This is a genomic window from Hyphomicrobium album (assembly GCF_009708035.1).
Lineage (GTDB): Bacteria > Pseudomonadota > Alphaproteobacteria > Rhizobiales > Hyphomicrobiaceae > Hyphomicrobium_A > Hyphomicrobium_A album.
On record NZ_WMBQ01000001.1, the window covers coordinates 2331472 to 2352407 of the forward strand.

The following is a 20936-nucleotide window of genomic DNA, read 5'->3' on the forward strand; positions in this document are numbered from 1 at the left end:
CTAGGACCGTGACCGCCATGAGCAGTGCCTCCCCCGCCCCCGGCTACCGCCCCTGCGTCGGTATCACCGTGATCAACCCTGACGGGCACGTGTGGATCGGGCGGCGGGCCGATAGCCCCGGCGAGGAAGAGGGCCGCGGCGCCTGGTGGCAGATGCCTCAGGGCGGCATCGACGCGGGGGAGGACCCGGCCGGAGCGGCCTTGCGCGAGCTCATTGAGGAAACCGGCATGCGGACCGTCAAGATCCTCGGCGAAACAACGGGCTGGTTGCGCTACGAGCTGCCGCCGCACCTGGTCGGCAAGGCCTGGGGCGGCCGCTACCGGGGCCAGGAGCAGAAGTGGTTCGCCGTGCGCTTCCTGGGCGAGGAAAGCGAGATCGATATCGAGCCGGCGACCGGCCACAAGGCCGAGTTCACCGAGTGGCGATGGGTGCCGCTGCCCGAGGTCGTCGACCTGATCGTCCCCTTCAAGCGCGACGTGTACGTCAAAGTAGCCGAGGCGTTCGCTCCCTACGCCCGGCCTGGGCGTTGATGCAACAGTCGCCTTTGTGACGCAAATTTATACAAATAACGACATAGAATGGCTGGATTTTCGGGCTTACACTGTGTTGCGATTCGATCTTGATAACTGTTGATAACCCGCATCACCATGCCTCCCACCATTGCTCAGACCGATGTCTATCTGGCCCCGCTGCCGTTACGGCCGTGCGTGGGCGTGGTGCTGTTCAACGCTGAGGGCCTTGTCTGGGTTGGCCGCCACGAGCCCCGTTGGGCGCGGCTGCGTGACGACTTCGGCGATACGTTCTGGCAGCTGCCGCAGGGCGGCATCGAGCCGCGCGAGCCGTCGCGCGAGGCCGCATTCCGCGAGCTGTGGGAAGAGACGGGCGTTCGCAACGCAACCCTGATCGGCGAAATCCCCGGCTGGCTCACCTACGAGCTGCCGCGCGAGCTTCTGGGCGTCGCGCTGAAGGGCAAGTTCGCCGGCCATCGCCTGCGCTGGTACGCCATGCGTTTCGATGGCACCGACAGCGAAATCGACATTTCCGGACGGGGCGGCAACCGGCCCGAGTTCGACGCTTGGCAGTGGGTCCCGCTTGCCGACGTGCCGCGCCTCGCGGTGGATTTCCGCCGGTCCGTGTACGAAGAGGTGGCGCAGGAGTTCGCCCGCTTCGGCCGCCGGCGCGTCGCCTCGATCGCCGCCGAATAGCTGCGCGCCTCCTTTGATCAACCTGTCATTCAACATCGCGAGTTGTCATCCTCGGCTTTAGGCCGAGGAATCCAGCGTGCAGCGACGGTTGCGCTCTCGGAACAAGCACAGACCTAGATCCTCGGGACGAGCCCGAGGAAAGCCCTGCGATACGGGGGGCTTAGGCGGCCTTCGTCTGCAGGCGCTTCAGCACGTCGATCAGCGCTTCGGCATTCATGCGCGTGTGATCGTCCTTCGCCTCGGCGGCCTGCGCCTCGGCCTGCTGCAGCTCGCTGGCGAGACGCGCGCCCTGGAGCTCCTCCACCGGAACGGCGGTCTGCGCCAGCACGGTCAGACGCGCCGGATCGGCCTCGGCGACGCCCTTCTTGACCAGCAGGCGCTGGCTGCCGCTAGGTAGCGTCACGTCGAGGATGCCGGGCCGCAGCGTGGAGATGAACGGCGAGTGGCCGGCCAGCACGGCGAAATCGCCCTCGGCGCCGGGAACCACGACCTGGCTCGCCTCGCCGGAGAAAATCAGGCGCTCCGGCGTCACCAGCTCGAAATTGAATGTCGCTGCCATCTCTCAACCTACCCTGTCAGTCGTCGGCACCGTTGTCGCCGGTCTTGGCGCGCACTTCCTCGACGGTCTGCAGCTTCGTTCCGCAGAACGGGCAGAAGAACAGCGGATGGTCGACCATCCCCGGCTCCTCGTCCTCGAGGTCGATGAGGCCGACCGACATGTAGAGCACGCCGTCCTCGCCCGCCGTGATCAGGGGCTCGAACTCCTCGCCGCTCATCGCGTCCTTCAGTTCGGCACAGCAGGAGCCGAAGCCCTGCGCTGCGCCCGGTGCGTCCACGGCCATGTCGCTGTCCTCGTCGAGGGGCCCTTCGGGCCCGGTTCAGTGCTTACGCCGCTTCAGCCAGCTTCTCGGCCTTCGCCTTGGCTTCCTCGATGTTGCCGACCATGTAGAACGCCTGCTCGGGCAGGTGATCGTACTCGCCGTTGCAGAGGCCCTTGAAGCCCTTGATCGTATCGGCGAGCGACACGAGCTTGCCGGGCGAGCCGGTGAACACCTCGGCGACGTGGAAGGGCTGCGAGAGGAAGCGCTCGATCTTGCGGGCGCGGGCGACGATCTGCTTGTCGTCCTCGGAGAGCTCGTCCATGCCAAGAATGGCGATGATGTCCTGCAGGGCCTTGTAGCGCTGCAGGATCTGCTGCACCTGGCGGGCGACCTGATAGTGCTCCTCGCCGACGATGCGCGGGTCGAGCATGCGCGACGTGGAGTCGAGCGGGTCGACGGCCGGGTAGATGCCCTTTTCCGAGATGGCGCGCGACAGAACCGTCGTGGCGTCCAAGTGGGCGAACGACGTTGCCGGCGCCGGGTCGGTCAAGTCGTCGGCCGGCACGTAGATGGCCTGCACCGAGGTGATCGAGCCCTTCTGCGTGGTGGTGATGCGCTCCTGCAGGGCGCCCATGTCAGTCGCCAGCGTGGGCTGATAGCCGACGGCCGAGGGAATACGGCCGAGAAGCGCTGACACCTCGGAGCCCGCCTGCGTAAAGCGGAAGATGTTGTCGATGAAGAACAGCACGTCCTGGCCCTTATCGCGGAAGTACTCGGCGACCGTGAGGCCCGAAAGCGCAACGCGCATGCGGGCGCCGGGCGGCTCGTTCATCTGGCCGTACACCAGCGCGCACTTCGAGCCGGCGGTCGAGCCGTTGTTCTTCTTGGGGTCGAGGTTGACGTGGGATTCGATCATCTCGTGATAAAGATCGTTACCCTCGCGCGTGCGCTCGCCGACACCGGCGAACACCGAGTAACCGCCGTGCGCCTTGGCGACGTTGTTGATCAGCTCCATGATGAGCACGGTCTTGCCGACACCGGCGCCGCCGAACAGGCCGATCTTGCCGCCCTTGGCGTAGGGCGCGAGAAGATCGACGACCTTGATGCCGGTGACGAGGATCTGCGCTTCCGACGCCTGCTCGGCGAACGTCGGAGCCGGCGCGTGAATCGGGCGCCTTTCGCTCGTCTTGACGGGCCCTGCCTCGTCGACCGGCTCGCCGATGACGTTGATGATGCGGCCGAGCGTCTCGTCACCCACCGGAACCATGATCGGCGAGCCGGTGTCGCGCACTTCCTGGCCGCGCACGAGACCTTCCGACGAGTCCATGGCGATGGTGCGCACCGTGTTCTCGCCGAGGTGCTGGGCGACCTCGAGCACGAGCCGGTTGCCCTGGTTGTTGGTCTCGAGAGCGTTCAAGATTGCCGGCAGGTGGTCGTCGAACTGCACGTCGACGACGGCGCCCGTGACCTGGCGGATGCGACCAACTTTGCTTGCCATTTGCGTCTCCAACAGAAAGGTTTTTAGGCGACCGACAGCGTCACGGGAATGTTTCCGCGCGTCGCCTTCGAGTACGGGCAGATTTCGTGGGCGTCCTTCAGCAGCGCCTCGAGCTTGTCTTTCTCGGCGCCGGGGATCGCGAGCTTGATGTCGGCCTTGAGCCCGAAGCTGGTGGCGTCCTTATCGATGCCGATCGACACGGTGACCTTCGCCGCCTGGCCGTCGAGGCCGTGCTTCTTGGCGAGCAACAGGATCGCCTGTCCGAAACAAGACGACCAGCCGAGCGCGAACAGCTGCTCGGGGTTGTGGCCTTCGCCGGAGCCGCCCATTTCCTTCGGCAGCGCCATGGCGAGCGCCAGCTTGCCCTCGTCGAGGACGGCGCGACCGTCGCGGCCGCCCTTGGTCGTGGCTGTGGTCGTGTAGGCCATGGTACGCCTCCGATCTCTACAGCGCCTCGGCGCCCGAGATGATCTCGATGAGTTCTTTCGTGATCATCGCCTGGCGGGTGCGGTTGTACTTCAACGTCAGCTTGTCGATCATCTCGCCGGCGTTGCGCGTCGCCGAATCCATGGCGCTCATCTGCGCGCCGTAGAACGAAGCGACGTTTTCGAGCAGGCCGCGGAAAATCTGCGTCGAGATGTTGAGGGTGACGAGATCGCCGAGGACTTCTTCCTCGGACGGCTCGTACTCGTGGATCGCCTCGGCGTTGCCGGTGCCCTGCGGCTTGGCGGCCGGGAGCTTGGCCGGGATGAGCTGCAGCGCCGTCGGCTTCTGCGCGATGACGCTCTTGAACTGCGAGAAGTAGAGCGTCGCCACGTCGAACTCACCGGCCTCGTAGAGTTGCAGCAGCTTGCGGGCGATCTCGTCGGCGTTGGCGAAAGCGATCTGGCGCACGGCGCGCAGGTCGATACGGTCGATGTAGAACTTGCCGAACTCGCGCTTCAGCGCCTCGGCGCCCTTGCGGCCGACCATCAGCATCTTGACGGTCTTGCCGTCGGCCATAAGCCGCTGCGCGTCCTGCCGGGCGAGCTTGGAGATGTTGGTGTTGAAACCACCGGCAAGGCCACGCTCGCCGGTCATCACCACCATCAGGTGTACCTGGTCCCGGCCCGTGCCCGCGAGAAGCGGCGCCGAACCCTTGTCGACGACGCGCGAGCCGAGGCTGGCGATCATCTGGTCCATGCGGTCGGCGTAGGGACGCGCCGCGGTGGCGATTTCCTGCGCGCGGCGCAGCTTCGCCGCGGCGACCATCTGCATCGCCTTGGTGATCTTACGTGTCGCCTTCACCGAGGTGATGCGGTTTCTGAGGTCTTTTAAGCTCGGCATCGGGCCGCGCCTTCCTTATTGCCAGTTCCGCAACCGCTTACGCCGTAAAGCCCTTCGCGAACTTGTCGAGGAAGGCGACGAGCTTCTTCTCGGTCTCCTCGGACAGCGCTTTCTTGGTGCGGATGTCCTCGAGAATCTCGTTGCCGTCGGTGCGCAGCAGACGCAGCAGGTCCTGCTCGAACTTGTTGACCGAGGCGGTCGGGATCGCGTCGAGATAGCCGCGCGTGCCAGAGAAGATCACCGCCACCTGCTCTTCCATCTTCAGCGGCGAGAACTGCGGCTGCTTCAGGAGCTCGGTGAGGCGGGCGCCGCGGGCAAGCATCTTCTGCGTCGCCGCGTCGAGGTCGGAGCCGAACTGGGCGAAGGCGGCCATCTCGCGATACTGGGCGAGCTCGCCTTTGATCTTGCCGGCAACCTGCTTCATGGCCTTGGTCTGCGCCGAGGAGCCGACGCGCGACACCGACAGACCGACGTTAACGGCCGGACGGATGCCCTGATAGAAGAGGTCGGTCTCGAGGAAGATCTGGCCGTCGGTGATCGAGATCACGTTCGTCGGAATGTAGGCCGACACGTCGTTGGCCTGCGTCTCGATGACGGGGAGGGCGGTGAGCGAGCCGCCGCCGTGGTCGTCGTTGAGCTTGGCGGCGCGCTCGAGCAGGCGCGAGTGGAGATAGAACACGTCGCCCGGATAGGCTTCGCGGCCCGGCGGGCGACGCAGCAGGAGCGACATCTGGCGGTAGGCGACGGCCTGCTTGGAGAGGTCGTCATAGGCGATCACGGCGTGCATGCCGTTGTCGCGGAAGTACTCGCCCATCGTGCAGCCGGTGAACGGCGCGAGATACTGCAGCGGCGCGGGCTCCGAGGCGGTGGCGGCGACGATGATCGAGTACTCGAGGGCGCCCTGCTCCTCCAGCACCTTCACGAACTGGGCGACTGTGGAGCGCTTCTGGCCGACCGCGACGTAGACGCAGTAGAGCTTGGCCTTCTCGTCGCCGCTGGCGTTGATCGACTTCTGATTGAGGATGGTGTCGAGGATGATCGCGGTCTTGCCGGTTTGGCGGTCGCCGATGATCAGCTCGCGCTGGCCGCGGCCGACGGGGATGAGCGCGTCGACGGCCTTGAGGCCGGTCGCCATCGGCTCGTGCACCGACTTGCGCGGCAGGATGCCAGGCGCCTTCACGTCGACGCGCATCTTCTTGTCGAACTTGATCGGGCCCTTGCCGTCGATCGGGTTGCCGAGAGCGTCGACGACGCGGCCCAGAAGACCCTTGCCGACCGGAACCTCGACGATGGCGCCCGTACGCTTGACGGTGTCGCCTTCCTTGATGCCGCGGTCGTCGCCGAAGATCACGACGCCGACGTTGTCGGCTTCGAGGTTCAAGGCCATGCCGCTGATGCCGCCGGGGAATTCCACCAGCTCGCCGGCTTGGACGTTGTCGAGGCCATAGACGCGGGCGATGCCGTCGCCCACCGACAGCACCTGGCCGATTTCGGAGACCTCGGCTTCCTTGCCGAAATTCTTGATCTGGTCCTTGAGGATCGAGGAGATCTCTGCGGCCCGGATGTCCATACTTGCCTCTTCCCTATCAGTGCTTCTTGCTTCGTGCTGGCGCCCGCGGCGCCGGGGTGCCTATCGCAAAAACGGCCGCGGTCATCCCGCGGCGCGTTCCTCCGATCAGCCGGTTCCCTTCAGCACGACTTTCAGGTTCATCAGTTTGGTCCGCAGCGAGGAATCGAACATCCGGCTGCCGACCTTGACCACCAAGCCGCCGAGCAGCGAGGGGTCGACTTTCGTGTTGAGCCGCACGTCCTTGCCGAACGACGACTTCAGCTTTTCCTTGAGGGCGGCGAGCTGCCCGTCATTGAGCGCCACGGCCGTCTGCACCTCAGCCGTCATCTCGCCGCGATGGAGGGCAAGCTGCTGGCGGAAACCCTTGATCATGTCCTCGGCGGCGAAGAGGCGCCGGTTGCGGGCGACGACGCTGAGGAAGTTGCTGGTCGTGGCGCCGACGGCGGCCCAATCCATGACCGCCTTGAGGGCGCGCTGCTGATCCTCGGCGGCAAACGCCGGGCTGTTGACCAGCCGCTTCAGATCGGCGCTCTGGTCGAGCATCGCCTGCACTTTGGAGAGATCCTGATCGACCTTGTCGAGCTCGTTCTGCTCGCGTGCCAAATCGAAAAGCGCCGAGGCGTAACGCCCCGCCACACCTGACGTCATTTGATTTTCCGTTGCCACGTCAAACGCTCTCGCCGGCGGCCAATACGGGGGCTCCGGGCCAGTTTGGCCGGCCCAGCACCCTCCCCCGCTTTGAGGAATTTCGTTCGCACAAAAGGCAGCCGCGAGCCCACCCAGCTCCGGCACCCCCTAAAGTGCGCGGGTTCTCTAACATGCACGGCGCAGGCCTTCAACGGGGGATAGGCGCCGGAATGCCGCATACGGCGGGTCCCCGCGCGGCTTTTTTTTGAAGATGAACAGAAGCTGCACGCTCCCTTCAGAACGGGTTCACGCCAGAAAGTATTGAATGCCCCTCATCGCCGGTGAGGCAACCGGCAACGAAACGAAACCGAGAGATCGGGCTAGGGGAAGCAAATGACCATTTCGCGCAAGTTCACGTCGGTCGCCACGGCCATCGCGCTTGCCGTGACGAGCCTCGGCACCCTCACCACTGCCGCCAGCGCCCACGACGGCTACCGCGGATATGGCGGCGGCGGTTACGGCGGCGGCCGCCACTACTCGCGCGGCTATGACGGTGGCGACTACGGTTACCGCGGCGGTCGCGACCGCTACTACGCCCGCAAGAAGAAGAACAACACCGGCAAGTACATCGCCATCGGTGCCGCGGCCCTGATGCTCGGTATCATCGCTTCGGAGGCGTCGCGCCGCTAGCCATCAGCGGCAGTCGCCTCCGGGCCGGAGGTCGCGGGGACCTCCGGCGACTGGTTTCTACACCAAGTGATTTTGGCTGTGCGCTCCCACCCTCGCGCCAGTCCGGGCCGGACCTTCCCCCCAGGTCCGGCCCATTTATTTTCCGGGCCAGCGAACCGCAATGGGTCCATGCGCCGGCGTGGCTACCGTCCAAGGCTCTCCACTAGATTCCTCTTCTGCGGAGATCCAGCATCGCCGTCTTGATGCCGAGCAATTGGAACTTCGGGCCGTAGATCGTTTCGAGTAGTTCGAGCGCGATCATCCCGCACTGCGCTACCGTCTTCAGCGCCATGTCGAGCTGCACCCCGTCGCCGTGCAACAGGATGGCAAGCATCTGGCGGCGATCGGGTTCTTCGGTCACCTGTATGTTGGCAGTCACCGACCGCTCATTCGGATGGCCGCCAAAGTCGATTGTGCGCTGGTAGATCGTTTCAAAACGCTCTGCGGCATGCCGGTTCGCCGCCTTGACGGAGTCGACCACCGCCACGTGCTGGAACGCTTTCTTGGATGCCTTTAGGCCTGCCTCGTCCACGTGGCGGTCCAGCCAGACATTGCCCAGCGAAGGGTTGCGGTTGATATGCACGCCGTAGGCCGCGTATTCGAGCACGGAGCGGCACTGGACGTAGCACTCCGCCGCCTGACCCGACATGGCGAGCGAGCAAGCTGTCCGATAGGCACCGTGGCAGCGAATGAACAGCATCGCGAGGATCTGGCTAGGAGGATTAATCCAGTCCTTCGTCACCCTGGCGAACAACGCGTCCATGGAGACGAGTTTGGCCATGGTGTCGCGTTTCCCAACAAAGGTCGCGTACTGGTTCTGGTGCGCGGATTCGAGGAAGGCTGAAAGTTCGTCATCGCCCCAGCCGGGCGGCGGAGGCAGTCTGGCGGCGCGTGTCATGGAAACTAATACCGCCTTGTTGTCGATTCTGGCAGAGCCAGAACGCTGGCGGGGCCATTTCCATTTGGGATCAGTAGCGGACGCTCTGCCCGCTCCATCGGGGCAGAGCTATAAAAAGCTATACGGGTCGATGTCGACGGTGAGCTTGATGTCGCCCTTGAGCGGCGGCAGGTCGGCGAGCCACGCGCGCAGGTAGGCCTGCACGTCGATCTCGCGCGGCGCCTTCACCAGAAGCCGCCAGCGGTGCCGTCCGCGAATGACGGCGAGCGGCGCCTCGGCCGGACCCAGCACCTCGATCTTTTCCGAACGCGGCGCCCGATGCGCGATGTCGCGCGCCACGAGTTGCGCCGTCTCCTTGTCGCGCGCCGCCACCACCAGCGCCACGAGCCGGCCATACGGCGGCAGCAGCCCCTTGCGACGGTTGGCGATCTCGGCCTCGAGAAAAGCCTCGCGATCGCCGGAGATGATCGCCTGCATCACCGGGTGTTCCGGCATGTGCGTCTGCACGTAGCCGCGCCCCTCGGTCAGAGCGCGGCCGGCGCGGCCCGTCACCTGATGCAACAGCTGAAACGTGCGCTCGCCGGCGCGCGGGTCGGCGCCCTGCGCCAATCCTAAGTCGCCGTCGACGATGCCCACCGTGGCGAGGTTGGGGAAGTGGTGGCCCTTGGCCACCATCTGCGTGCCGATGACGATGTCGATGCCGCCTGCCTCGATGTTGCGGATCATGTCGCGCATCTCGGTGAGGCCGGGAATGAGGTCCGACGACAGCAGCGCCACGCGGGCGCCCGGGAAGCGCTCGGCCACCTCTTCGGCGACGCGCTCCACACCGGGACCGCAGGCGACGAGCGACCCGGGCTCGGCGCACTTCGGGCACTTCTCCGGCAGCGGAATGGAAAAGCCGCAGTGGTGGCAGTGCAGCTTGCCGCGGAACCGGTGCTCGACCAGCCAGGCGGTGCATTGCGGACAATCGATGCGGTGCCCGCACGAGCGGCACAGGGTGAGCGGGGCGTAGCCGCGGCGATTGAGGAACAGCAGCGACTGCTGCCCGTCCGCCATCGTCTTGGTGATGGCGTCGACCAGCGGCGGCGCCAGCCACTTCCCCTTGTCGGGCGGCGTCACCCGCAGATCGATCGGCGTGACGTCGGGCAGCGATGCGCCGGAGAAGCGTCCCGGCAGCACGACGTGGCGATAGCGCCCGGTGCGCGCGTTGACGTGCGTCTCGATCGCCGGCGTCGCCGAGGCGAGGATGACCGGAAACGCTCCGAGGCTGCCGCGCACCACCGCCATGTCGCGCGCCTGATAGTGCACGCGGTCGTCCTGCTTGTAGCCGGCGTCGTGCTCTTCATCGACGATGATGAGGCCGAGGTCGGAGAACGGCAGGAACAGCGCCGAGCGCGCCCCGACCACGACCCGCGCTTCGCCCGTCGCCGTCTGCTTCCACACCCGGCCGCGCTCCGGGCCCGACAGCGCCGAGTGCCATTCGACGGGCGGCGCGCCGAAACGCGCTTCGAAGCGGCGCATGAACTGATCGGTGAGCGCGATCTCAGGCAGCATGATGAGTGCCTGGTGGCCGCGCTCGAGCGTGCGCGCCACCGCCTCGAAATAGACCTCCGTCTTGCCGGAGCCCGTAACACCATCGAGCAGCGACACGGAGAAATTCGCCCCGTCGACGGCCGAGCGCAGCGCGTGCACGGCCGCGTCCTGCTCGGGCGAGAACTCGGTGACGCGGTGGCACGGGTCCGGCACCGGCGGGCGCTTCTCGGGGATGGCGACCTCGACGAGGTTGCCCGAGGCGACGAGCCCGTCGACGACGCCGGTCGAGCATGACGATGCCGCGGCGAGCGCCGCCTTGGCACGGATCGCGCCGTCGGCGGCAATCTCCAGGGCCCGCTGGCGCGCCGGTGTCATACGTGGCGGCTCGGCCGCCCCTCCGACGATCGTCACGCCGAAGCGCGGCTTCTGCGGCTCGAACACGGCGCGCGCGCTCATCAGCATGCGCACCGTCATCCCGAGCGGCGCCAGCGTGTACTTGGCGATCCACTCGGCGAAGCGCAGCGAGATCTCGGGCAGCGGCGGCGCGTCGAGACGCGCAGTGATGACTTTCAGCTTCTTGGGATCGACGGGCTTCCCCGGCTCACCTACCGACTTATCCCACACGACGCCGATGCGGCTCTGCGGGCCGAACGGCACGAGCACGAAGCAACCCGGCTCAACCTCCAGCCCCGCCGGCACGATGTAGTCGTACGTCTGATCGAGCGCGACAGCGAGCACGACCGGCGCCAGCTGAGCACCCTCGCGCGTCTCCGTCTCCAGCGGCTCGAACAGACCTTGCATCGGCGCCAGACTACCCCCTGCAGCGCGAACGAATCGAAGGAGTGAAAGTAGGCGTTGCGGACGGCTGTCCCAAGGCGCTCGCCGCGCGGACCTTTGATCGGCGCTCACGAGCGCCAATATTGCTTGCCGATACCACAGATTAACCGGGGATCGAGAGCCGCCCGCTATGGTGGCGGCTCTGCCGGCCTCCCTGAGGAACGCGTTGCCCCATGGAATATAAGGACTACTACAAAATCCTCGGCGTCGACCGCAACGCCAGCCAGGACGACATCAAGCGCGCCTATCGCAAGCTGGCGCGCACCTATCATCCGGACGTGAGCAAGGAAGCGGACGCCGAAGCCAAGTTCAAGGATGCGGGCGAAGCCTATGAGGTCCTGAAGGACCCGGAAAAGCGCGCCGCCTACAACGAGCTCGGCGCCAACTGGAAGCAGGGCCAGGATTTTCGCCCCCCGCCCAATTGGGACCAGGGCTTCGAGTTCTCCGGCGGCGGCTACACCAACGCCGACAGTGCTCAGTTCGGCGATTTCTTCGAGGGTTTGTTCGGGCAGGCGCGAGCCGGCGGGGGCGCTCGTGGCGGCCGCGGCGGCTTCTCGCGCCGCGAATACAGCGCCCAGGGCGAGGATCATCACGCCAAGGTCGTCATCAGCCTGCGCGACGCCTATACCGGCGCCAAGCGCGAGATCACCCTGCGTGCCCCGGAGCTCGATGACTCGGGCCACGTCGCGGTGAAGGAGCGCACGCTCTCCGTCACCATTCCCAAGGGCGTGCGCGAGGGCCAGCACATCCGCCTCGCCGGACAAGGCTCGCCCGGCATCGGCAAGGGGCAGCCCGGCGATCTGTATCTGGAAATTGCCTTCGCACCCGACCCCATCTTCCGGGTCGAGGGCAAGGACGTGTCGCTCGATCTGCCCATTGCACCGTGGGAAGCGGCGCTCGGCGCGAGCGTCAAATGTCCGACGCCGGAAGGCGCCGTCATGCTCAAGATCCCACCGAACACCACCAAGAGCCGCACCATGCGCCTCAAGGGCAAGGGCATCCCGGGCAATCCGCCGGGCGATCTGCACGCGGTCTTGAGGATCGAGCTGCCGCCCGCCAATACCGACAAGGCCAAGGAAATCTACCAGCAGATGGAGCGCGATCTACCTTTCGATCCGCGCGCCGGCTTGGGAGTGTAAGCGATGCCAGCAAACCCGAAACAGACCGTCGTCATCCTCGACGAGGAGGAAATCAGCCTCGCCGACCTCACGCGCACCTGCCGCGTGCATGCGGAGTGGGTGATGGAGCTGGTCGACGAAGGCGTGATCGAGCCCCGCACGCCCGCTCCGCAGTGGCGGTTCGCGGCGACGACCATAGTCCGCGTCGAGAAGGCCCGGCGGCTGCAGAACGATCTGGGCGTGAACCTGCCGGGCGTCGCGCTCGCGTTGCAGCTGCTCGACCGCATCGATGCGCTCGAGGCGCGCGTTCGCGCCACCTCGCGTCGCCCCGATCCTGACGACGCCGATTAACCGTTGCGCCGCGCGAATCGGCTAGCTTCCGGCGCATGTCGGAAGAGATCGCTGAACTGGAGCTGCCGCTGAGCGCCGACCTCGAGCGCGCCGTCGGCGCCTGGCTGTCGCACCTGCAGCATGAGCGCGGCCACGCCGAGAAAACGCTCGAAGCCTACGCGCGCGACGTGCGCCAGTTTCTCGCGTTCCTCGGCCAGCAGCTCGGCCATGCGCCCTGCCTCGCCGACTTAGCGCACCTCGACCTCAAGACCTTTCGCGGCTTCCTCGCCTCGCGCCGGCGCAGCGGCGCCGTCAGCCGCTCGCTCGCCCGCTCGCTCTCGGCGCTGCGTCAGCTATTCCGCTGGCTCGAGGCGCAGAAGCTGATCGAGAACCGGACCATCCTGCAGCTTGCCATGCCGAAGATCCCGCACTCGGTGCCGAAGCCGCTCACCGTCGCCAAGGCGGCCGATGTCGTCGATCCAGGCGCGGGAGCCGAGCTCGACTGGGTGATGGCGCGCGACGCCGCGGTCCTGATGCTGCTCTACGGCTCGGGCCTACGCATCGCCGAGGCGATGAGCCTCAACGCCAAGGACGCCCCGACGCCCGAGCGTGACGTGCTGCGCATCAAGGGCAAGGGCGGCAAGGAACGACTCGTCCCGGTGCTGCCGGTGGTGCGCGAGGCCGTCGCGCGTTATGTGGCGCTGTGCCCATATCCGCTCGTGCCCGACGAACCGTTGTTCCGCGGCGCCAAGGGAGGGCCGCTGTCGCCGCGCATCATCCAGCTCGCCATGCAGCGGCTGCGCGAGGCGCTGGATCTCCCACCCACGGCGACGCCGCACGCGTTGCGCCACTCGTTCGCGACCCATCTTCTGTCGGCCGGCGGCGATCTGCGGCAGATCCAGGAACTGCTCGGCCACGCCTCGCTGTCGACGACGCAGGTCTACACCGAGGTCGACCGCGATCGTCTGCTCGCGGTCTATGATGCCGCACACCCGCGCTCCTGACGCCCGCGTTTCCAGCCAATCCCGGCGGCGCGCATAAACCTTGACGCATTTTTGCCGCTTTTCTTCCGCCGGTCCGCGCTAAACGCGGGCTCCCCGCACTTGCACCGGAGTTGAGAAGCAGCATGCGTCGCCGTTTGGGTTTCATTTTCGCCGTCTTCGCCATGGCCCTCGCCATGCCGCCCGCCGGTGTCCACGCCGCCGATAAGACCAAGAAGGACGAGGCCACGCCCAACTGTCACGGCGTCGACATGCTGGCCGAGACCGCCGCTCGCGACCCGCAAACCTACAACCGCATCATGGCGGAGGCCGCCGCGACCAAGAACGCCGGCGCCATCTTCTGGAAGGTCGAGAAGCAAGGGCGCCCGGCATCGTACCTGTTCGGCACGGTGCACCTGACAGACGAGCGCGTCACCACGCTCTCGCCTGCGGTGAAAACCGCTCTCAACGAGGCCAAGACCGTCGCGCTGGAAGTCTCCGACCTTTCCGAGAGCGCGACCTCCTCGGTGATCGCGTCCTCGGCGCCGCTCGTCATGTTCACCGACGGCCAGCGTCTCGACCAACTCCTGTCCAATACCGAGTACGACGCGGTGAAGAACGTCGTCGTCCGCGCCGGCATGCCGGTGGACCTCGCGGCGCTGTTCAAGCCGTGGATCGTCACCATGATCCTGTCGGTGTCGGACTGCGAGCGCATCAAGGTGCAGCAGGGCGCGCGCGTGCTGGACATGAAGATCGCCGAGTTCGGCAAGTCGCGCGGACTGGAGGTTGTCGGCCTCGAGACGATTCCGGCGCAGCTTGAATCGCTCGCCGCCGTGCCCCAGCAGCAGCAGCTCGACATGCTCCGCACCAGCCTGAAGTACGCCGATCGCACCAACGACATGATGGAAACTCTGGTGCAGCTCTACGTATCGCGCAAGATCACCGCGGCGATGCCGTTCCAGATCGCCATGGCGCGGGAGGCCGGTGTCAGCGACCAGGCCTTCGCCGGCTTCCAGGAGAAGCTGCTCGTGGAGCGCAACGTCAAGATGACCGCCGTCGCCGAGCCCTTGCTCGACAAGGGCGGCTTGTTCATCGCCGTGGGCGCGCTGCATCTGCCGGGCGACAAGGGCCTCGTCGCCCTGCTGCGGGAGAGCGGCTACACCGTCTCGCCGATCGAATAGCCATGCGCCTTGCGGCCGGCTCCCCGCGGGGGAGTCGCAAGGCGCGCTAAAAATGAATGGCGCGCTTGTCGACGGCCATCGCCGCCTCTTTCACCGCCTCGGTGAGCGTCGGATGCGCGTGGCAGGTGCGCGCCAGGTCCTCCGCCGAACCGCCGAACTCCATCAGCACCGACGGCTCGGCAATCATCTCGGAAGCGTCCGCGCCGATGATGTGCACGCCGAGCACGCGGTCCGTCGCCGCGTCGGCGAGGATCTTCACGAAGCCGTCGGTTGTCTGGTTCGCCTTGGCGCGGCCGTTGGCGGTGAACGGGAACTTGCCGACCTTGTAGGCGACGCCCGCGGCCTTCAGCTCCTCTTCCGATTTGCCGACGCTCGCCACCTCCGGCGCCGTGTAGATCACGTTCGGAATGACGTCGTAGTTCACGTGCCCCGCCTGCCCGGCGAGGATCTCGGCCACCGCGATACCCTCGTCCTCGGCCTTGTGCGCCAGCATCGGGCCATCGATCACGTCGCCGATGGCGTAGATGCCCGACACGCTCGTCGCATAGTGCGCATCGACGACGGCGCGGCCGCGGTTGTCGAGCTTCACGCCCGCCTCGCTGAGCCCCAACCCGTCGGTGAACGGCACGCGGCCGATGGCGACGAGCACGACGTCGGCTTCGAGCGTCTGCTTGTCGCCGCCCTGCGCCGACTCGATGGTCACGGCCTGCGCCGCGCCATTCTTCTTCACGCCCGTCACCTTGCTGCCGAGCTTGAACACCATGCCCTGCTTGGTGAGGATGCGCTGGAGCTGCTTGGCCACCTCGGCGTCGGTGCCGGGCAGCACGCGGTCGAGATATTCGACGACCGTCACCTCCGAGCCGAGGCGACGCCACACCGAGCCGAGCTCCAGCCCGATGACGCCGGCGCCGATCACCAAGAGGCGCTTCGGCGCTGTCGGCAGCGAGAGCGCGCCGGTAGACGAGACGATTGCTTCCTCGTCGATCTCGATGCCGGGGAGCTTGGCCACGGCCGAGCCGGTGGCGATGACGATCGACTTTGCGTCGACGTCCTGCTTCTCACCGTTGATGAACGTCACCTCGACGAGGCCCGGCGCCTTGATGCGGCCCGTGCCGTGAAAATGGTCGACTTTGTTCTTGCGCAAAAGGAAGGCGACGCCGTCAACGTTGCCCTTCACCGCCTCGTCCTTGAACGTCAGCATCTGCTTGAGGTTGAGCTTCGGCTTCACGTCGATGCCCATGGCGGCAAACTGATTGTCCGCCTCGTCGTAGAGCTCGGACGCGTGCAGCAGCGCCTTCGAGGGAATGCAACCGACGTTGAGGCAGGTGCCGCCGAACGTCGATCGCTTCTCGACGATCGCCACCTTCATGCCCAGCTGGCTGGCGCGGATTGCGCACACGTAGCCGCCAGGCCCCGCGCCGATGACGATCAGATCGTAGGTGGCCACGGCTCTTCTCCGTTCAAAGTCCCAGCGGCAGCGGGGCGCTGAACGCCCACACATAGCCGAACGGGTCGCGCACGCGTCCGTAGCGCATCACCCAGAAGGTGTCGCTCGCCGGTGCCGTGGCGGTCGCCCCGGCTCCGACGGCGCGTGCGATCGCCCCATCGACCTCCAGCGGCGTCGCCAAGTTGATCTGCACCGTCATGCTGCCCATCGAGTCCGCCGCGCGCGGCGCCACGTCGGTGATGTAGTCGGGGAAGTAGTCCGACAGCATGAAATGTCCGCCGAACGCCACGAGCGTCGCGTGCTGCACGCGCCCCTCCGGTGTCAGCTCCTTGTAGGCGACCTTGGCGCCGAACGCCTTTTCGTAGAAGGCGATGGCCTCGAGCGCATTCGCTACCGTCAGGTAGACTTCGATCGACGCAGTAATGTCTTCCTCCGCCATGCTACATGCTCCCTCGCCATTAAAGCAGGCTCAGAGCTCAAGAAGAAACCGCTGCGGATCTTCAAGACATTCTTTGACGCGAACAAGGAAGGCCACGGCGTCCTTGCCGTCGACGATGCGGTGGTCGTAGCTCAGGGCCAGGTACATCATGGGGCGGGCGACGACCTGCCCGTTGCGGACGACCGGGCGCTCCTCGATGCGGTGCATCCCGAGGATACCCGATTGAGGCGCATTGAGAATCGGCGTCGACAGCAGCGAGCCGTAGACCCCGCCGTTGGTGATGGTGAAGGTGCCGCCCAACATGTCCTCGATGCCGAGCTTCCCGTCCCGGGCCCGCTTGCCGTAGTCGGTGACCTGCGCCTCGATCTCGGCGAGGCTCATGCGGTCCGCCTCGCGCACCACCGGCACGACGAGCCCGCGCTCGGTGCCGACGGCGACGCCGATATGGTAGTAGTTCTTGTAGACGATCTCGTCGCCGTCGATCTCGGCGTTGACGGCCGGGACATCTTTCAGCGCCTGCAGGCAGGCTTTCACGAAGAAGCCCATGAAGCCGAGCTTCACGCCGTGGCGCTTCTCGAACAGCTCCTTGTAATCGTTGCGTAATTTTATAACGGCGCTCATGTCGACGTCGTTGAACGTCGTCAGGATGGCGGCGGTGTTCTGCGCGTCCTTCAAGCGCTGCGCGATGGTCTGGCGCAGCTTGGTCATGCGAACGCGTTCCTCGCGCGCCGCGTCGTTGGGCGGCGCGGGCACGCGCAGGTGCTGCACTGGGACCGGCATGGGGGCTAGCCCGCGCGTCGGCGGCGAGGATGATGCTGCCGGCGGCGCTGGCGAGGCGTCGGGCTCCGGCGCCTTCGCAGCCCCCACGTCCTCTTTCAGAACCTGGCCGCGCTTGCCGGAGCCGACCACATCGGCGGCGTCGATGCCTGCCTCGGCCAGTTTCTTGCGCGCGGCTGGGCTCGGCGGCATCTCGGAGCTCTTAGCTGGCTTCTCAGCCTGAGCGGTGGGCTTGGCCGCGGCCGGTGCTGGCGCCGGCCTATCGCTCTTCGCCTCGCTTGCCGCGGCACCGTTACGGATCGCTCCGAGCAAAGCGCCGACCGACACGGTCTGGCCCTCGCTCACCTTGATATCGTCGAGCACGCCGGAGGCTGGCGCCGGCACCTCGACCGTGACCTTGTCGGTCTCCAGCTCGACCAGCGGCTCGTCCGCCTTCACCGCGTCACCCGACTTCTTGAACCACTTGCCGACGGTCGCCTCGGTGATGCTCTCGCCCAGGGTCGGCACGCGAATTTCGGTCGCCATCTTCCGTCTCACTTCCCCGCGAAGTTGTTCGACCGCGTGATCGCGGCCTTATCCTTCCGTGCCGCCGGTCAGCGCCGTCTCGACCAGCGTCTTCTGCTCCATGAGGTGCCGCGACAATTGTCCCGTCGCCGTCGATGCCGACGCCGGGCGCCCGGCATAGATCGGTCGCCGGTGCTTGGCCTCGATGCGCTCCAGGACCCACGTCAAGTTCGGCTCGATGAAGCTCCAGGCGCCCATGTTCTTGGGCTCTTCCTGGCACCATACCATCTCGGCCTGCCCGAAGCGGGCGAGCTCATGCATCAGCGCGCGCGCCGGGAACGGATAGAGCTGCTCGACGCGCAGGATATAGACGTTGTCGATGCCGGCGGCTTCGCGCGCGTCGTAGAGGTCGTAGTAGACTTTGCCCGAGCAGAGCACCACGCGTTTGATCTTCTCGTCGGAGACGAGCTTGATCTTCTCCTCCGGCTTGTGCTCGGCATCGTCCCACAGCAGGCGATGGAACGTCGTGCCGGGGCCCATCTCGTCGAGCTTGGAGACGACTCGCTTGTGACGCAGCAGCGACTTCGGCGTCATCAGGATGAGCGGCTTGCGGAACTTGCGCTGCAGCTGACGGCGCAGGATGTGGAAGTAGTTGGCGGGCGTCGTGACGTTCGCCACCTGCCAGTTGTCCTCGGCGCACAATTGCAAGTAGCGCTCGAGCCGCGCCGATGAGTGCTCCGGCCCCTGCCCCTCGTAACCGTGCGGCAGCAGGCAGACGAGGCCCGACATGCGCAGCCACTTGCGCTCGCCGGACGAGATGAACTGGTCGAACACGACCTGTGCACCGTTGGCGAAGTCGCCGAACTGCGCCTCCCACATGACGAGCGCGTTGGGCTCGGCGAGCGAGTAGCCGTACTCGAAGCCGAGCACCGCCTCCTCCGACAGCATCGAGTTGATGACCTCGAACCTCGCCTGGTCGTTGGCGACGTGCTTCAGAGGCGTCCAGCGCCGCTCCGTTTCCTGGTCGATCAACACGGCATGGCGCTGCGAGAAGGTGCCGCGCTCGGAATCCTGCCCCGACAGGCGCACCGGGAAGCCTTCGGACAACAGTGAGCCGACCGCCAGATGCTCGGCCATCGACCAGTCGATGCCCTCGCCCTTGTCGACCATCTCACGGCGGCGCTCGAGCAAGCGGCGCACGACCTTGTGGGCGTTGAAGTCGGGCGGGATCGAGGTGATGCGCCGCCCGATGATCTGCAGCCGGTCGATGGCGACGCCGGTCACACCGCGGCGCGCGTCGTCATCGGCGAAGCCCATGCCCGCCCAGCGGCCGTCGAGCCAGTCCGCCTTATTAGGACGGAAGTTGTCGGCCGAGCCGAACTCCTCCTCCAGGTGCGCGCGGAAGCTCGTGTGCATGCGCTGGCTCTCTTCCAGCGGCACGACGCCTTCCTCAGCGAGGCGCTTGGAGTAGACGTCGATCACCGTCGGATGCGACTTGATCGCCTTGTACATCAGCGGCTGCGTGAACATCGGCTCGTCGGCCTCGTTGTGGCCGTAGCGCCGGTAGCAGAACATGTCGATGACGACCGGCTTCTGGAACTTCTGCCGGAACTCGGTGGCGATCTTGGCGACGTGCACCACCGCTTCGGGATCGTCGCCGTTCACGTGGAAGATCGGCGCCTCGATCATGCGCGCCACGTCCGAGCAGTAGGGCGAGGAACGCGACAGGCGCGGGTTGGTGGTGAAGCCGATCTGGTTGTTGATGATGAAGTGGATCGAGCCGCCGGTCCGGTGTCCCTTCAGGCCCGACAGGCCGAAGCACTCGGCAACGACGCCCTGGCCGGCGAACGCCGCGTCGCCGTGGATGAGCAGCGGCAGCACCGGCGTGCGCTCGCCGGCGGCGCAGCCGCGCTGATCCTGCTTCGCCCGCACCTTGCCGAGCACGACGGGATCGACGATCTCCAGATGCGACGGGTTCGCCGTCAACGACAGGTGGACGTTGTTGCCGTCGAAGGAGCGATCCGACGAGGCGCCGAGGTGGTACTTCACGTCGCCCGAGCCTTCGACGTCGTCCGGCTTGAACGAGCCGCCCTTGAACTCGTGGAATATGGCGCGGTGCGGCTTGGCCATGACGTTGGCGAGCACGTTGAGGCGCCCGCGATGCGCCATGCCGACGATGATCTCCTTCACGCCGAGCTGGCCGCCGCGCTTGATGATCTGCTCGAGCGCCGGCACCATGGCTTCGGCGCCGTCGATGCCGAAACGCTTGGTGCCGGTGTACTTCACCTCGCAGAACTTCTCGAACGTCTCCGTCTCGATCAGCTTGTTGAGGATGGCGCGCTTGCCTTCGGGCGTGAAGCGGATGTCCTTCTCCTCGCCCTCGATGCGGTCCTGAATCCACGCCTTCTGCGAGGGACTGGTAATGTGCATGTACTGCACGCCGATGTGCCGGCAGTAGGTGCGGCGCATGATGCGCAGGATCTGCCGCATCGTCGCCGTCTCCAGACCGAACACGCGATCGATGAAGATCGGCCGATCGAGGTCGGCCTCGGTGAACCCGTACGTCTCCGGCTTCAGCTCGCGATGCACCTTGCGGTCGGCGAGGCCGAGCGGGTCGAGGTCGGCAGCCAGATGGCCCATTACGCGATAGGCGCGGATGAGCATCAGGGCGCGGATCGAATCCTGCGTGGCGCGCAGCGACGCCGCCGGGGTCATTTCGAAGCCGAGCGCTTGCGACTTCGCCTGCAGGTTGGTGCGGAGCTGGCGCTCGGTCGCCTCGTACTCGCCGGTGAGGGCGGAGACGAGATCGCCGTTCTCCAGGAGCTCCGGGGCCGGGACGCCCCACGAAGGGCCGCGGTCGCCGTTAATGCGGCCGGAGCGCTCCTCGTTCAGGCTCTCGAAGAAATGCCGCCACTCGTCGCTGACCGAGCCAGGGTTTCTTTCGTACTCGGCCTGCATGTCCTCGACGTAGGCCGCATTGGCCCCGCTCAGGAACGAGGTGCGGAGGAAAGCTTCATTGAGGGGATTGCGAGCCATCGCTGGGTCTCAACACTCGTTGAATGCAGCGCAGATAGGGCGCGCGGATCAATTCGGGAGCGCGCGGCCTGTGAAAGGTG

The 20936-nt window shown here is 66.2% G+C and carries 20 protein-coding genes; 7 read left to right on the forward strand and 13 right to left on the reverse strand.

Features of this window, described 5'->3' with window-relative positions:
• Window positions 1–17 precede the first annotated feature (17 nt).
• Both GIW81_RS11055 and GIW81_RS11060 read left to right on the forward strand, forming a co-directional pair.
• Window positions 18–530, forward strand: a complete 513-nt coding sequence (locus tag GIW81_RS11055) for an RNA pyrophosphohydrolase (RefSeq protein WP_154739238.1) — start codon at window positions 18–20, stop codon at window positions 528–530.
• 117 nt (window positions 531–647) lie between these two features.
• Window positions 648–1205 (forward strand): RNA pyrophosphohydrolase, encoded by a 558-nt coding sequence (locus tag GIW81_RS11060; protein WP_154739239.1) that lies wholly within the window; start codon window positions 648–650, stop codon window positions 1203–1205.
• A gap of 160 nt (window positions 1206–1365) precedes the next feature.
• On the opposite strand, the gene GIW81_RS11065 is transcribed toward GIW81_RS11060, so the two are convergent.
• The 7 genes from GIW81_RS11065 to GIW81_RS11095 form a co-directional block, all read right to left on the reverse strand.
• Window positions 1366–1764, reverse strand: a complete 399-nt coding sequence (locus GIW81_RS11065; RefSeq protein WP_154739240.1) for a F0F1 ATP synthase subunit epsilon — start codon at window positions 1762–1764, stop codon at window positions 1366–1368.
• A gap of 16 nt (window positions 1765–1780) precedes the next feature.
• The gene (locus GIW81_RS11070; protein ID WP_229309146.1) at window positions 1781–2047 is read right to left on the reverse strand and encodes a hypothetical protein; all 267 of its coding nucleotides are present in this window, start codon (window positions 2045–2047) and stop codon (window positions 1781–1783) included.
• Between the two features lie 43 nt (window positions 2048–2090).
• Window positions 2091–3524, reverse strand: coding sequence for a F0F1 ATP synthase subunit beta (gene atpD, locus GIW81_RS11075; RefSeq protein WP_154739241.1), 1434 nt, complete (start codon window positions 3522–3524; stop codon window positions 2091–2093).
• 23 nt (window positions 3525–3547) lie between these two features.
• Complete coding sequence (locus tag GIW81_RS11080; RefSeq protein WP_154739242.1) at window positions 3548–3952, reverse strand: organic hydroperoxide resistance protein; 405 nt, start codon at window positions 3950–3952, stop codon at window positions 3548–3550.
• Between the two features lie 16 nt (window positions 3953–3968).
• Entirely contained in the window at window positions 3969–4850 is an 882-nt protein-coding gene (locus GIW81_RS11085) for a F0F1 ATP synthase subunit gamma (protein WP_154739243.1), read from the reverse strand.
• 37 nt (window positions 4851–4887) lie between these two features.
• Window positions 4888–6420 (reverse strand): F0F1 ATP synthase subunit alpha, encoded by a 1533-nt coding sequence (gene atpA, locus GIW81_RS11090; RefSeq protein ID WP_154739244.1) that lies wholly within the window; start codon window positions 6418–6420, stop codon window positions 4888–4890.
• Between the two features lie 105 nt (window positions 6421–6525).
• Complete coding sequence (locus GIW81_RS11095; RefSeq protein WP_324614976.1) at window positions 6526–7086, reverse strand: F0F1 ATP synthase subunit delta; 561 nt, start codon at window positions 7084–7086, stop codon at window positions 6526–6528.
• Between the two features lie 354 nt (window positions 7087–7440).
• On the opposite strand from GIW81_RS11095, the gene GIW81_RS11100 reads away from it, so the two are divergent.
• A complete protein-coding gene (locus GIW81_RS11100; protein WP_154739246.1) occupies window positions 7441–7737 on the forward strand; it encodes a hypothetical protein in 297 nt (98 codons plus the stop codon).
• Between the two features lie 202 nt (window positions 7738–7939).
• Here the strand turns inward: GIW81_RS11100 and GIW81_RS11105 are convergent, their stop codons facing one another.
• Window positions 7940–8674, reverse strand: a complete 735-nt coding sequence (locus GIW81_RS11105; RefSeq protein WP_154739247.1) for a hypothetical protein — start codon at window positions 8672–8674, stop codon at window positions 7940–7942.
• A 108-nt stretch (window positions 8675–8782) separates the two neighbouring features.
• Window positions 8783–11008, reverse strand: coding sequence for a primosomal protein N' (locus tag GIW81_RS11110; protein ID WP_154739248.1), 2226 nt, complete (start codon window positions 11006–11008; stop codon window positions 8783–8785).
• 209 nt (window positions 11009–11217) lie between these two features.
• Here GIW81_RS11110 and GIW81_RS11115 point away from each other — a divergent pair, with 209 nt between their 5' ends.
• The 4 genes from GIW81_RS11115 to GIW81_RS11130 all read left to right on the forward strand — a co-directional run bounded on the left by GIW81_RS11115 (window position 11218) and on the right by GIW81_RS11130 (window position 14653).
• A complete protein-coding gene (locus GIW81_RS11115) occupies window positions 11218–12183 on the forward strand; it encodes a DnaJ C-terminal domain-containing protein (protein ID WP_154739249.1) in 966 nt (321 codons plus the stop codon).
• A gap of 3 nt (window positions 12184–12186) precedes the next feature.
• Complete coding sequence (locus tag GIW81_RS11120) at window positions 12187–12513, forward strand: chaperone modulator CbpM (RefSeq protein ID WP_154739250.1); 327 nt, start codon at window positions 12187–12189, stop codon at window positions 12511–12513.
• Window positions 12514–12548: 35 nt separating this feature from the next.
• Complete coding sequence (locus GIW81_RS11125; RefSeq protein ID WP_154739251.1) at window positions 12549–13496, forward strand: tyrosine recombinase XerC; 948 nt, start codon at window positions 12549–12551, stop codon at window positions 13494–13496.
• 122 nt (window positions 13497–13618) lie between these two features.
• Window positions 13619–14653: a TraB/GumN family protein gene (locus tag GIW81_RS11130; RefSeq protein WP_154739252.1), complete on the forward strand. Its 1035-nt coding sequence runs from the start codon at window positions 13619–13621 to the stop codon at window positions 14651–14653.
• Window positions 14654–14699: 46 nt separating this feature from the next.
• Here the strand turns inward: GIW81_RS11130 and lpdA are convergent, their stop codons facing one another.
• From lpdA to GIW81_RS11150, 4 genes are read right to left on the reverse strand one after another with little or no spacing between them, the layout of a single operon-like run.
• Window positions 14700–16100, reverse strand: coding sequence for a dihydrolipoyl dehydrogenase (gene lpdA, locus GIW81_RS11135; protein WP_324614977.1), 1401 nt, complete (start codon window positions 16098–16100; stop codon window positions 14700–14702).
• Window positions 16101–16113: 13 nt separating this feature from the next.
• A complete protein-coding gene (locus GIW81_RS11140) occupies window positions 16114–16539 on the reverse strand; it encodes a VOC family protein (RefSeq protein ID WP_154739254.1) in 426 nt (141 codons plus the stop codon).
• 30 nt (window positions 16540–16569) lie between these two features.
• Window positions 16570–17841 carry a 2-oxoglutarate dehydrogenase complex dihydrolipoyllysine-residue succinyltransferase gene (gene odhB / locus GIW81_RS11145; protein WP_154739255.1) on the reverse strand — a complete coding sequence of 424 codons (1272 nt, stop codon included), beginning with the start codon at window positions 17839–17841 and terminating at the stop codon, window positions 16570–16572.
• 48 nt (window positions 17842–17889) lie between these two features.
• Window positions 17890–20856 (reverse strand): 2-oxoglutarate dehydrogenase E1 component, encoded by a 2967-nt coding sequence (locus tag GIW81_RS11150; RefSeq protein WP_154739256.1) that lies wholly within the window; start codon window positions 20854–20856, stop codon window positions 17890–17892.
• Between the last annotated feature and the right edge of the window lie 80 nt (window positions 20857–20936).

Coding starts and splice junctions, on each gene's coding strand:
- GIW81_RS11055 (WP_154739238.1), top strand. CDS start 18: ATGAGCAGTGCCTCCCCCGCCCCCGGCTACCGCCCCTGCGTCGGTATC.
- GIW81_RS11060 (WP_154739239.1), top strand. CDS start 648: ATGCCTCCCACCATTGCTCAGACCGATGTCTATCTGGCCCCGCTGCCG.
- GIW81_RS11065 (WP_154739240.1), bottom strand. CDS start 1,764: ATGGCAGCGACATTCAATTTCGAGCTGGTGACGCCGGAGCGCCTGATT.
- GIW81_RS11070 (WP_229309146.1), bottom strand. CDS start 2,047: ATGGCCGTGGACGCACCGGGCGCAGCGCAGGGCTTCGGCTCCTGCTGT.
- atpD (WP_154739241.1), bottom strand. CDS start 3,524: ATGGCAAGCAAAGTTGGTCGCATCCGCCAGGTCACGGGCGCCGTCGTC.
- GIW81_RS11080 (WP_154739242.1), bottom strand. CDS start 3,952: ATGGCCTACACGACCACAGCCACGACCAAGGGCGGCCGCGACGGTCGC.
- GIW81_RS11085 (WP_154739243.1), bottom strand. CDS start 4,850: ATGCCGAGCTTAAAAGACCTCAGAAACCGCATCACCTCGGTGAAGGCG.
- atpA (WP_154739244.1), bottom strand. CDS start 6,420: ATGGACATCCGGGCCGCAGAGATCTCCTCGATCCTCAAGGACCAGATC.
- GIW81_RS11100 (WP_154739246.1), top strand. CDS start 7,441: ATGACCATTTCGCGCAAGTTCACGTCGGTCGCCACGGCCATCGCGCTT.
- GIW81_RS11105 (WP_154739247.1), bottom strand. CDS start 8,674: ATGACACGCGCCGCCAGACTGCCTCCGCCGCCCGGCTGGGGCGATGAC.
- GIW81_RS11110 (WP_154739248.1), bottom strand. CDS start 11,008: ATGCAAGGTCTGTTCGAGCCGCTGGAGACGGAGACGCGCGAGGGTGCT.
- GIW81_RS11115 (WP_154739249.1), top strand. CDS start 11,218: ATGGAATATAAGGACTACTACAAAATCCTCGGCGTCGACCGCAACGCC.
- GIW81_RS11120 (WP_154739250.1), top strand. CDS start 12,187: ATGCCAGCAAACCCGAAACAGACCGTCGTCATCCTCGACGAGGAGGAA.
- GIW81_RS11125 (WP_154739251.1), top strand. CDS start 12,549: ATGTCGGAAGAGATCGCTGAACTGGAGCTGCCGCTGAGCGCCGACCTC.
- GIW81_RS11130 (WP_154739252.1), top strand. CDS start 13,619: ATGCGTCGCCGTTTGGGTTTCATTTTCGCCGTCTTCGCCATGGCCCTC.
- GIW81_RS11140 (WP_154739254.1), bottom strand. CDS start 16,539: ATGGCGGAGGAAGACATTACTGCGTCGATCGAAGTCTACCTGACGGTA.
- odhB (WP_154739255.1), bottom strand. CDS start 17,841: ATGGCGACCGAAATTCGCGTGCCGACCCTGGGCGAGAGCATCACCGAG.
- GIW81_RS11150 (WP_154739256.1), bottom strand. CDS start 20,856: ATGGCTCGCAATCCCCTCAATGAAGCTTTCCTCCGCACCTCGTTCCTG.